The 11938-nt window shown below is 72.0% G+C and carries 9 protein-coding genes and 1 pseudogene; 6 read left to right on the top strand and 4 right to left on the bottom strand.

Going from position 1 to position 11938, the window contains the following annotated elements:
- Positions 1–212 (bottom strand): annotated as a pseudogene (locus tag ACFWFI_RS33790) (xylose isomerase); the annotation flags it as partial.
- Between the two features lie 221 nt (positions 213–433).
- Here ACFWFI_RS33790 and xylB point away from each other — a divergent pair.
- From xylB to ACFWFI_RS33760, 6 genes are all read left to right on the top strand, one after another.
- On the top strand, positions 434–1921 hold the full coding sequence (gene xylB, locus ACFWFI_RS33785) for a xylulokinase (protein ID WP_387397848.1): 1488 nt from the start codon (positions 434–436) through the stop codon (positions 1919–1921).
- A 71-nt stretch (positions 1922–1992) separates the two neighbouring features.
- Positions 1993–3279 (top strand): VWA domain-containing protein, encoded by a 1287-nt coding sequence (locus tag ACFWFI_RS33780; protein ID WP_387397846.1) that lies wholly within the window; start codon positions 1993–1995, stop codon positions 3277–3279.
- Positions 3279–4106: a hypothetical protein gene (locus ACFWFI_RS33775; protein WP_387397844.1), complete on the top strand. Its 828-nt coding sequence runs from the start codon at positions 3279–3281 to the stop codon at positions 4104–4106. Before ACFWFI_RS33780 ends, ACFWFI_RS33775 begins: the two co-directional genes overlap by 1 nt.
- A gap of 157 nt (positions 4107–4263) precedes the next feature.
- Positions 4264–5631: a cytochrome P450 gene (locus tag ACFWFI_RS33770; protein ID WP_387397842.1), complete on the top strand. Its 1368-nt coding sequence runs from the start codon at positions 4264–4266 to the stop codon at positions 5629–5631.
- Between the two features lie 95 nt (positions 5632–5726).
- The gene (locus tag ACFWFI_RS33765) at positions 5727–7619 is read left to right on the top strand and encodes an ABC transporter ATP-binding protein (protein WP_387397840.1); all 1893 of its coding nucleotides are present in this window, start codon (positions 5727–5729) and stop codon (positions 7617–7619) included.
- A gap of 301 nt (positions 7620–7920) precedes the next feature.
- A complete protein-coding gene (locus ACFWFI_RS33760) occupies positions 7921–9138 on the top strand; it encodes a low temperature requirement protein A (RefSeq protein WP_387397839.1) in 1218 nt (405 codons plus the stop codon).
- Positions 9139–9176: 38 nt separating this feature from the next.
- Here the strand turns inward: ACFWFI_RS33760 and ACFWFI_RS33755 are convergent, their stop codons facing one another.
- Genes ACFWFI_RS33755 through ACFWFI_RS33745 form a run of 3 tightly spaced genes read right to left on the bottom strand, consistent with a single transcriptional unit; the run spans position 9177 to position 11807 of the window.
- Positions 9177–10508, bottom strand: coding sequence for an FtsX-like permease family protein (locus ACFWFI_RS33755; protein ID WP_387397837.1), 1332 nt, complete (start codon positions 10506–10508; stop codon positions 9177–9179).
- On the bottom strand, positions 10498–11241 hold the full coding sequence (locus ACFWFI_RS33750; RefSeq protein ID WP_387397834.1) for an ABC transporter ATP-binding protein: 744 nt from the start codon (positions 11239–11241) through the stop codon (positions 10498–10500). Before ACFWFI_RS33750 ends, ACFWFI_RS33755 begins: the two co-directional genes overlap by 11 nt.
- Positions 11238–11807 (bottom strand): PadR family transcriptional regulator, encoded by a 570-nt coding sequence (locus ACFWFI_RS33745; protein WP_387397833.1) that lies wholly within the window; start codon positions 11805–11807, stop codon positions 11238–11240. Before ACFWFI_RS33745 ends, ACFWFI_RS33750 begins: the two co-directional genes overlap by 4 nt.
- Between the last annotated feature and the right edge of the window lie 131 nt (positions 11808–11938).

The raw sequence follows: 11938 nt of genomic DNA, 5'->3' as shown, positions 1-11938 counted from the left end.
GCACGCTCGGCGTCGTCGGACCCGAACGGGATCAGGTCGTCGTCATGGAACGTCACACCGTGCGCACCGAGCTCCGCGAGCCGCTCCACCGACTCGACCGGGTCCAGCGCGGGACGCGTCGCGTCACCGAACGGGTCGTTGCCACGCCAGCCCACGGTCCACAGACCGAAGGTGAACCTGTCCGCGGAAGTGGGAGTGAAGCGCTCGGTCATGGTGTGTCCGCCTTCGCCTGCCTGGGGTCCGGAGTCGTCGTCAGTACCCCGGGCCTATTTGTTCACTGACATGATTAATTATGCACACGGCACCGCGTGGACGTAACCCCCCGGACGACGAAACGGGGGTCGCCTCTGTTCGGGACGCTGTCGATCACGTAATTTGTTTGTCGCACTCCCAAAACCCGCACCACCGGAATCCGCACGAGAAGAGGTAGCCCATGCCGCCGCGTACCGTCGTCATCGGCGTGGACAGCTCCACCCAGTCCACCAAGGCTGCAGTGACCGACACCGAGACCGGTGAGCTGCTCGCCGTCGGCCGCGCCCCGCACGTCGTCACGGGTGAGGGCGGGGCCCGCGAGACCGACCCCGAGGTCTGGTGGCAGGCGCTGTGCGACGCCGTCGCGGCCGGGCTCAAGGAGTCCGGACTCTCCGCGTCCGCCGTCGTGGGCATCGCCGTCGCCGGACAGCAGCACGGCCTCGTGACGCTCGACCGGACCGGTCGCCCGCTGCGTCCCGCGCTCCTGTGGAACGACACGCGCTCCGCGCCGCAGGCCTCGGCGCTCGTCGCCGAGCTGGGCGGCCCCGAGGCGTGGACCGCGCGCACCGGCACGGTGCCCGTCGCTTCCATGACCGCCACGAAGTGGCGGTGGCTGCGCGAGAACGACCCCGCGAACGCCGAGGCGACGGCCTCCGTGCGACTCCCCCACGACTTCCTCACGGAGCGGCTCGCGGGCGTCGCGGCGACGGACCCGGGAGACGCGTCGGGCACCTGCTGGTACTCCACCGCGACGGGCACGTACGACCCGGAGCTCCTGGACCACCTCGGCCTTGACGCCTCCATGCTGCCGGAGGTCGCCGCGACCGGCGGGACCCGGATCGGCTCCCTGACCGAGGCCGCGGCCGAGGCACTCGGCCTCCCGGCCGGGATCGCCGTCGCGGCCGGCACCGGGGACAACATGAGCGCCGCTGTGGGCCTCGGCCTGGGCGGCGCGGGGCTGCTGGACCACCCCGTCCTGAGTCTGGGCACCTCGGGAACGGTCTTCGCCGCCTCCCGGACCCGCCCGGCGTCCACGGCCCTCTCCGGATTCGCCGCGGCCGACGGTACGTATCTCCCGCTGGCCTGCACCCTCAACTGCACCCTGGCCGTCGACAAGGTGGCGACCCTGCTCGGTCTGCACCGCGACGACGCGACACCCGGTGGCGAGGCCGTCCTCCTCCCGTACCTGGACGGCGAACGCACCCCGGACCTGCCCACCTCCTCCGGACTGCTCACCGGGCTCCGGCACGACACCACGCCGCAGCAGCTGCTGGGCGCGGCGTACGAGGGCGCGGCCTTCACCGTGCTGCGGGCGCTGGACGAGCTGCTGCTGGCGTGCGGCCTCGACCCGGCCGACCCCGAGGTCGCGGGCCGGCCCCTGCGGCTGATCGGCGGCGGCGCCCAGGGCCGCACCTGGGTGGAGACCGTGCGCCGCCTCTCCGGCCGGCCCCTGATCGTGCCGGGCAGCGGCGAACTGGTCGCGCTCGGCGCGGCCGCGCTGGCCGCTTCCGCGGCGGGCGGCGGCGACCCGGTCGCCATCGCGACCCGCTGGAACGCGAAGTCGGCGGCCACCGACGCCGAACTCCCGCCGGTGGAAAGGGACACAGAGACCTGGGAGCGTGTCGGTTCGGTGCTGGACAGGGCGTCGGAACCTCTGCTCGGCGGCTGAGACAGGGCCCCGAAATCGCGCCCGGCACACGTGTTTTGGGGATGACTGCGGATCTTCAATAGGATCCGGCGATGATCACAAGAAAACGGCTGACGGCCGGGGTGTGCGTACTGCTCGCCACCCTGGCCGCCGGGCTCGGCACCGCCCTCCCGGCCGCCGCCGACGAACCCTCCACCGCCGCATCACCCAAGGTCGAACTGGTCCTTGACGTCAGCGGTTCCATGCGCACCCGCGACATCGACGGCGAGTCCCGCATATCCGCCGCCAAGCAGGCGTTCAACGACGTCCTGGACGCGGTGCCCGAAGAGGTGGAACTCGGCATCCGCACACTCGGCGCCGACTACCCGGGCGACGACCGGAAGGTCGGCTGCAAGGACACCAAGCAGCTCTACCCGGTCGGCCCGCTCGACCGCACCGAGGCCAAGACCGCCGTCGCCACCCTGGCGCCGACCGGCTGGACCCCGATCGGACCCGCACTGCTCGGTGCCGCCGACGACCTCGAGGGCGGGGACGCCACCCGGCGGATCGTCCTGATCACCGACGGCGAGGACACCTGCGGCCCGCTCGACCCCTGCGAGGTCGCGCGCGACATCGCCGCCCGGGGAATCCACCTGGTCATCGACACGCTGGGCCTGGTGCCCAACGCCAAGATCCGGCAGCAGCTGACCTGCATCGCCGAGGCCACCGGCGGCACCTACACGGCGGTCCAGCACACCGATGAACTGTCGGGGCGCGTCAAACAGTTGGTGGACCGCGCCGCCGAGCCCGTCGTCACCCCCGTCGCGACCGAGGGCGCCGGCAGCTGCTCCGCGGCCCCGGAGCTGAAGGCCGGGCTCTACACCGACCGGCAGGAGATCGGCAAGCACCGCTGGTACCGGGTGAACGTCCTGCCCGGCCAGGAACTGCGTGCCTCCGCGAGTGTGGCGGCGGACCGCGCCGTGAACAACGACTACGGGGTCCTGCTCCGCGCCGTGACCGCGCACGGACGCGAGATCGTCCGGGGTGCGGAATCCGGCACGGGGCGTACGGACGCCATCTCCACCGGGCTGCGCTACCCGAAGCCCGAACAGGACGACACCGACGGATCCGACGGCGATGTGAAGCCCGCCGCCGAGGCAGTGTGCCTCCAGCTCAGCAACTCCTTCTCGGCGCCCACGTCCGTGAAGACCACTCCCGGCATGCCCGTCGAGCTGACCATCGACCTGGTGGACGCTCCCGACGAGGCCGCCGACGCGGCCGCGTTCGGCCTGGGCCGCGGCTGGTGGCTGCTGGGCGTCATGGTGCTGACCGGACTGATCGCCGGTCTGCTGTTCGGCTGGATCTCGCGCTGGCGCGTCGCCGTATGGAGGACCAACTGATGCGTACCACCCGTAGAAACACCTTGAGGCGCACGGGCGTGGGCGCGCTCCTGGCCGCCGTCACCCTGCTCACATCGGCGGGCGCCGCCGTCGCCGACGACCCGTCCCCGAGCGCGAGCCCGGCGGACGGAGAGGCGGCCGGGCCGACGGAGGCGGGCACCACCTTCCGTACCGCCACGGCGATCCAGCAGGAGCAGACGGCGACCGCGGACGCGTCCACGGGTGACTACCTGTACTGGGCCTTCCCCGCCGACGCCGGACAACGTCCCACCGTCCGCGCGAAGGTGAGCCTGCCGGAGAGCGCCACCCGGCACGGCGCGTCGACCTGGCAGGTCGACGTGTACGACGGGCTCCGCCGTCGTCAGGCCTGCATGTACGGCCACCAGACCAGGAAGGCGGCGCCGGACGCGGGCACCGTCGAGCTGTCCTGCGTGCTGCGTACGGTGCGCGCCTGGTCCGAGCCGTGGGCGTCCGACCCGCTGCCCGGCAGCTACTACGTACGCCTGACGGTGGTCGGCCTGGCCGAGGAGGACCTCGGTCTTCCGGTGCACGTCGAGACCGAGGTCACCTCGGCCGGCCAGGGCGGCGCCGCCGACGTGGACGGCGCTCTCGCCGAACCCCTGGTGCCGGGCGTGTCCGCCGTCTCGGCGCAGGGCGGTACCGCCTCGGCCGGCAGCGAACCGGAGGACGGCTGGTCCTCCGGCTGGTGGACCGACCGCTGGCTGTGGACCGTCGGCGGCGGCGTACTCGCCGCACTGGCGGGGGTGTTCGGCTACGGCCTCACCCGCGGCGGCGGCCGTCCTTCCCGGGTGCCGCCGGGGGTCTGACCGCTTCGCACACCCGGCTGGAGGGCCGCAGGCGACCGCCTGCGGCCCTCAGGTCTGCCGGGGCGCGGCACCGGAGATGCCCACGTCGAACTCATGGCCGACTGGCATTAGGCTCTGCAACTCACGTACTGCGCAAGGCAGATGACGGGAGTTCCTCATGTCCACGGAAACCGGCGCGGCCCTCGACGCCGAGCCTCGCGGCCACCGGCTCGTCCAGGGGCCGAGGGGCCTCCCCCTGCTGGGGAGCCTGCCGCAGTTCGGCAAGAACCCCCTCGCCTTCTTCGAGCGCCTGCGCGGGTACGGGGACATGGTGCGCTGGCGCTTCGGGCGCAACGACTGCGTCTTCATCGCCGACCCCGAGTGCATCGGCGAGCTGCTCACCGAGACGGAGCGCACCTTCGACCAGCCGCTGCTGGGCATCGCCTTCCGTACGGTCATGGGCAACGGTGTCGTGGTGGCGCGCGGCCCGGACTGGCGGCGCAAGCGGTCGCTGGTACAGCCCTCGGTGCGGCCCAAGCAGGTGAAGTCGTACGCCTCCACGATGACGGCGTGCACCGTGGAACTTGCCGACACCTGGACGGGCGGCGAACGCGTCGACATCAAGCGGGAGATGGCGGCTCTCACGCAGAAGATCGCCGTCCGCACCATCTTCGGGGTGGACACACCGGCCGACGCGGAGTCGATGGGCCGCGCCATGGACATCGCCCAGCAGGAGATCGGCAAGGAGTTCAGCGGTCTCGGCGCCGTCCTGCCCGACTGGGTGCCGACTCCCGGGCGGGCCAGGATCAAGAAGGCCGCCGCAGTGATCGACGCGGAGGTCGGGCGCGTGGTGGCCCGCCATCGCGACGGGGACGGGGAGCGCCCCGACCTGCTGAGCCGGCTCCTCACCGCGGTGGACGAGACCGGGGCGCACCTCTCCGACAAGGAGATCCGCGACGAGACCGTCACGCTCTACATCGGCGGCCACGAGACGACCAGCTCCACGCTGGTGTGGGCCTGGTATCTCCTCTCCCGCAACCCGCAGGCGCTGGCGGCACTCACCGGGGAGCTGGACCGGGTCCTCGGCGACCGGGAGCCGGGGATCGACGACTACGCGCAACTGACCTACGCCCAGGCGGTGGTGAAGGAGACCCTCCGGCTGTATCCGACGATCTGGCTGGTCACCGGGATCGCCAAGGAGGGAGCGCGCATCGGCGGCGTACCGATGCCGGAGGGCACACGGGTGTGGAGCAGCCAGTGGGCCACGCACCGGGACGAGCGGTGGTTCCCGGAGCCCGAGGCGTTCCGTCCGGAGCGCTGGGACGCGGAGGAGGGGGACGACATCCCGGAGTACGCCTGGTATCCGTTCGGCGGCGGGCCCCGGGTCTGCCTCGGTACGCGCTTCGCGATGGTCGAGGCGGTGCTGATCCTCGCCGTCCTGGCGCGCCGCTTCGAACTGGAGGTGGACCCGGGCACCGTCAACCCCGTACCCACGCTGACGCTGCAGCCGGACCGGGAGGTCATGGCGACCGTACGGGCGCGCTGAACGCGCCGACGGGTGAAGCCGGACGGGAACGCTTGACCTCAAGTTTGCTTGAGGTCCTAGCGTGCCCTGCATACCGACCGACCCGGAGGCACAGCATGGACATGGAAGTCACCGCGTGGCATTCAATGCACAGCACGATGAACGCGCAGAAGGACCGCAGGCCGTTCTCCCGGGCCACACTGCACCGCATCGCGGCGTTCGCACGGCCGCACCGGAGCAGGATCCTCCGGTTCCTCCTCCTCAGTGTGGTCACCGCCCTGCTGGCGGTGGCCACACCGGTGCTGGCGGGGCGGGTCGTCGACGCGATCGTGCAGGGCCGGGAAGCCGGGACGGTCACACGGCTCGCCCTGCTCATCGCTCTGATCGCCGTGGCGGAGGCGGGGCTCGGGCTCCTCGTCCGGTGGCTGTCGGCCACCCTCGGTGAGGGACTGATCCTCGATCTGCGTACCGCCGTGTTCGACCACGTCCAGCGGATGCCCGTCGCCTTCTTCACCCGCACCAGGACCGGCGCGCTGGTCAGCCGGCTCAACAACGATGTGATCGGCGCCCAGAGGGCGTTCAGCAACACGCTCTCCGGTGTCGTCTCCAACCTCGTCACCCTGCTGCTGACCCTGGCCGTGATGCTCACGATCTCCTGGCAGATCACACTGCTCGCCCTGGTGCTGCTGCCGGTGTTCGTCGTCCCCGCCCGCCGGATGGGCGCCCGGATGGCGGACCTCCAGCGGGAGGCCGCCGGCCACAACGCCACCATGGGTACCCAGATGACCGAGCGCTTCTCGGCGCCGGGCGCGACCCTCATCAAGCTCTTCGGACGCCCCGCCGACGAGTCCGCGGAATTCGCCGCCCGTGCGGGCCGGGTGCGGGACATCGGCATCCGTACGGCGATGCTCCAGTCCACCTTCATCACGGCGCTCACCCTGGTGTCGGCACTTGCCCTCGCCCTGGTCTACGGGCTCGGCGGCCACTACGCGCTGCGCGGCAGCCTGGAGCCCGGGGCCGTCGTCGCCCTGGCCCTGCTCCTCACCCGGCTCTACGCGCCGCTGACGGCACTGGCCGGAGCCCGGGTCGAGGTGATGAGCGCCCTGGTCAGCTTCGAGCGGGTCTTCGAGATCCTCGACCTGAAGCCCCTGATCGCCGAGAAGCCCGACGCCCGCCGGGTACCGGACGGGCCGGTGTCCGTGGAGTTCGACGGGGTCTCCTTCGGCTACCCCTCCGCCGACAAGGTCTCCCTCGCCTCGCTCGAAGAGGTCGCCACCCTCGCCTCGGGGGGCGGAACGCAGGTTCTGCACGACGTCACCTTCACCGCGGGACCGGGCCGGATGGTCGCGCTCGTGGGATCGTCCGGAGCCGGGAAGTCGACGATCGCGCAGCTGCTCCCCCGGCTGTACGACGCCGACGCCGGCGCCGTACGGCTGAACGGCGTCGACGTACGCGACCTGACGGCCGATTCCATCCGGGAGACGCTCGGCATGGTCACCCAGGACGGGCACCTCTTCCACGAATCGGTGCGCGCGAACCTGCTGCTCGCCCGGCCGCAGGCGACCGAGGAGGAGATCTGGGACGCGCTGCGCCGCTCACGTCTGGACGGTCTGGTGGCATCGCTGCCCGAAGGACTGGACACGGTGGTCGGCGAGCGCGGCTACCGGCTCTCCGGCGGCGAGCGCCAGCGGCTCACCATTGCCCGGCTGCTGCTGGCCCGTCAGCGGGTGATGATCCTGGACGAGGCGACCGCGCACCTGGACTCCACCTCGGAGGCCGCCGTCCAGGAGGCACTCGCCGAGGCCCTGGAGGGCCGTACGGCCGTGGTGATCGCCCACCGCCTGTCGACGGTGCGGGCAGCCGACCTGATCCTGGTCGTCGAGGACGGACGGATCGTCGAACGGGGCACGCACGACGAGCTGCTGGCCGCCGGAGGGCGGTACGAGGAGCTGCACCGCACCCAGTTCGAGCGGCCTGGAGCCGAGGAGGCGGCCCGGCCCGTCCGTTGACCGGGGTCTCTCGTCCACGCCTGTGCGGGAGGACGACGGCGCGGACGAGAGCCCACACGTCGTGGACCTGGCGGTTCACGCGGACCCGTATCCGCAGGTGCATGGGATTCGACGTGGCGTTCCGACCAGCCGGAGGCGGCCTGTCGACGTTGCGAGCCTTCGGGCCCCGCTCGTAACGTGACCGGTGTCCGTCGAGCCGACCGACCCCGCCGCGGCCTGCACGGTCGGCGTCGGCAGGCCCGGCCGCCCTCGGGACCGGCCGGGCCCGAACAGCCCCTCCTACCGCTGAAACCGGGTACGAATGAGTCAGTCACACTCCGCCTTCGGCGCATGGCACCGGCCGATGGTCGCCCGCCTCGCCGGCGAGGAGCACCGCACGGCGACCACGCTCGAGCTGTTCTTCGACCTGTGCTTCGTCACCGCCGTCGCCCAGGCGTCGGGAGCCTTCGAGCACGAACTCGTCGAAGGCCACATCGCCCACGGGGTCCTCGGCTACGCGATGGTGTTCTTCGCGATCTGGTGGGCCTGGATGAACTTCACCTGGTTCGCGTCCGCGTACGACACCGACGACGTCCCGTACCGGCTGCTCACCCTGGTCCAGATCGCAGGTGCGCTCATCCTGGCCGCTGGTGCGGCGGAAGCCCTCGAACACGAGGACTTCACCGTCATCACCTGGGGCTACGTCGTCATGCGGCTCGCCATGGTCACCCAATGGCTGCGCGCGGCCCGTTCCGATCCCGAACGCCGGCGCTGCTGCCTTCGCTACGCGACCGGAATCCTGATCGTGCAGGCCGGCTGGGTCGCCCGCCTGGCCGTGCCCGACGACTGGGGGCTGCCCCTCTTCGCGGTCCTGGTCGTCGCCGAGCTCGCCGTACCCGTCTGGGCCGAGAGCGCGGGCATCACCACCTGGCACCCCCACCACATCGCCGAACGGTACGGCCTGTTCACCCTGATCGTCCTCGGTGAGACCATCACCGCGGCGACGGTGGCCGTCCGTACCGCCCTCGACGACGAGGCCGCGCTCGGAGACATCGCGACCCTGGTCATCGGCGGGCTGCTCACCGTCTTCGCCCTGTGGTGGCTCTACTTCGCCCAGAACGCACCCAGCCGGCTCACCGGCCTCAGGTCCGCGATCCTCTGGGGCTACGGCCATTACGCCGTCTTCGCGTCGGCCGCAGCCGTGGGCGCGGGGCTGGCCGTCGGCGTCGCCCACACCACCGGTCACGGTCACCTCTCCGACCGTGCCGCCGCAGCGGCGTTCACCGTCCCGGTGGCCGTGTTCATCACCCTGGTGTGGCTGCTCCACCACCGGGGGGAGGAACTCCGCAGCCGGAACGACCTCATCCACCCCGTGGCCGTCCTCGCCGTGCTGGCCATGACGTTCACCCCGGGCCCGGTCCTCGCCACCGGCATCATCGCCGCCGCGCTCGTCGCCGCGACGCTCGTCGTGGCGGCGCGTGCGCGCGGCGGAGCGGATCTCTCCGAAGCCGGTGCGAAGACCGGGCGGGCCGAGGGATAGGTGTCCGGGCCCACCCGGCACCGCAGCACGCGGAGTTCCTACGTGAAACGCAGCTCCGCGGGGTGCGCCACGCGTCGCAGGAGCGGCAGCGACGTCGCCGAGGCCAGCAGGCAGGCCGCGTAGACCGTCACGGGGACGAGCAGCGGCAGCAGGGGGACGGGGCCGCCCACGAGGGTGGCGTACGCCAGGTACACCACCGTCCCTCCGGCGCCCGCGAGCAGAAGCGCGGGCGCCAGGGGGAGCGCGGTCTCAAGGAGCGTGGCGCGGGCCAGGACCCCGTGGGGCACCCCGGCGGCGGCCTGTGCCGCCAGGCCCCTGCGGCGGGTGGCCAGCGACTCGGCGGTGCCCACGGCGAGGCCGCAGAGACTGATGGCGAGGGCGATCAGCACGGCGGCTCCGGCGAGGTCGATGCCGGTGGTGTAGAAGGCCAGATCCACCGGCCGGTAGCCGTCCTCCCCCAGCGCCGTGAGCAGTACCCCGCGGACCCCCACGAAGCCCACGCCGACGACCGTGACCAGCAACAGGGCGGCATGGGTGCGGGCGGCCGCCCACGGGTCGTGCGCGAGGCGGCTCGCGGCGATGAGCACCGCCGGGCTCTTCGCGCGGAGGGTGAGCCTGCGGCCCATGAACGCCGCGAACGCCCCTGTCACCCAGATCGCGCCCGCCCCGGTGAGGAGCACCAGGCCGAGGACCAGCAGTGCGAGCGGCTTCATGCTCCTGCCGCCCGGGGACAGATGGAGCAGTGCCGCCACGGCGATCAGCCCGACCGCGAGCAGGGAGGCGAGCACCGCACGGCGCCTTTGGTCCGGGCCCGTCCTCAGCACATGGTCGAGGGGCGAAGCAACCACGTGGCGCAGGGCGAAGACGCTCACCAGCGCGGCGACCACCGGCACTCCGAGCACGACCACCACGAAGCCCGCCCAGGCCACCGGAGGCGGGGTGTGTCCGACCACGGTGAGGAGCACGGCGAACGCGGCGAAGCCGGCCGACGAGCCGGCCAGGCAGGCGAACGCGGCCTCCACGGCGGCGATTCTCCGCACCTGTGCGGGTGATGCGCCGGCGAGCCGCATCCCGGCCATCCGCCGATGACGGTGCACGGCGCCGATGCGCGCGCACTGGCCGAGGAAGCCGAGCACCGGGACCAGCAGGAGCACGAGCGTGAACACCACCCCGGCACGCTCGCCGGGGTGGTTGAGCAGTCCGTGTACGTACGGGATCGACACCTGCCCCTGAACAGCGGCGATCGTCGCTGCCGCGAGGGCGAAGCCCGTGGCGAGCAGGGCGCCCAGGACGGTGAGCGAGATCCTCCACCACTCGCGGCGCTCCGAGCCGCGCGCGAGGATCCAGGCGATGCGGATGTCAGCCTTCACGGCGCGCCGCCTCCTGACCGAGGACATCGGCCGAGCCGGAGTGGACGGCCCCGTCCCGCAGCCACACCTCGCGGTCCGCGTACGCCGCGATCTGGGCGTCGTGGGTGATCAGCAGCACGGCGGTGCCCGACTCCCTCGCGGTGTGCACCAGAGCCGTCATCACCTGTTCCCCGGCGAGGGTGTCGAGGGCCCCCGTCGGCTCATCGGCGAAGACCGCCTTGGGCCCGGTGACCAAGGCCCTTGCCAGTGCGACCCGTTGGCTCTGACCGCCGCTCATCCCGCCGGGACGGAGGTCTGCCTGACCACGGACGCCGAAACGCTCCAGCCACTCCCCCGCCCGCTGGTGCGCGGGGCCGCGACGGATCCCCGCGAGCAGCAGCGGCAGCGCCACGTTGTCGAGCGCGGTGAGCTCGGGGATCAGCTGCCCGAACTGGAACACCACCCCGAAGTCGCTGCGCCGCAGCTCGCTGAGCCGGTCCTCGGGCAGTCGGCCGAGCTGTTCGCTCCCGTAGGTGACGACGCCTTCGCCGGGGCGGACGATCCCCGACAGGCAGTGCAGCAGGGTGGACTTGCCGCTGCCGCTCGTGCCGGTGACGGCCAGGATCTCGCCCTCGTGGAGGTCCAGGGAGGCGCCCCGCAAGGCCTCGGTCCTTCCGTACGACTTCCGCAGACCGCGCGCCGAGATCAGCGCGGCCGCCTCCGAGGACGACTGCTGTTCTTCCCGTGTGCTCATGCTGCGTTGACCTCCGCGGTCAGGGTGTCGATGCGGGCCGTGGTGGTGGTCATCCACCGCACGTCGGCGTCGAGATGGGCAAGGGCGTAGTCGGCGGAGAGCACCGTGCTGAGATCGGTGCCCGGCGCGGTCTTGAGTGCGGTGAGCTCGCGCATGCGCTCCATGTGGGCGGCGCGCTGGGCCCTCAGGTGCGCGGCGGCGTCCGGCTTCCGTCCGTCCTGTCCTGTCTGTGTGCCGGCTGCCGCGACGAGGATCGAGACCACGACCTTGGCGAAGATCTCGTTCGTCACGAAGGGGGCCGGGGCGGTGATCTCGTCGGCCCACAGGGCCAGTTCGCGTGAGCCCTCCTCCGTCGAGCGGTAGAGGGTGCGCTCCGGACCGCCGTCGGAACCGGTGCCGTCGACTGCGGCCAGACCGTCCCGCACCAGGCGCTGCAGAGTCGTGTAGACCTGCCCGTAGGCGAGCGGGCGGGCCTGCGGGAAGCGTGCGTCGTACTGCCGCTTCAGGTCGTAGCCGTGGCAGGGACCGGCTGCGAGCAGGCCCAGAAGGACGTGTCGGGTGCTCATGCGACGGACTATATCCTCAGTACATGTACTGAGTGAATAGTCATAGGGAGGGATATCCCGCGGGATCGGCACGCCGGGAATCGGGGGCACGACAGGGCGCCCCCACCTGCCCGCTGTCCGGGGCCGGGACG

Origin of the sequence: Streptomyces sp. NPDC060209 (assembly GCF_042728155.1) — a bacterium.
Taxonomy (GTDB): Bacteria; Actinomycetota; Actinomycetes; order Streptomycetales; family Streptomycetaceae; genus Streptomyces.
Note: the sequence above shows the minus strand (reverse complement) of the source record. Positions and strands in the feature narration are given on the sequence as shown.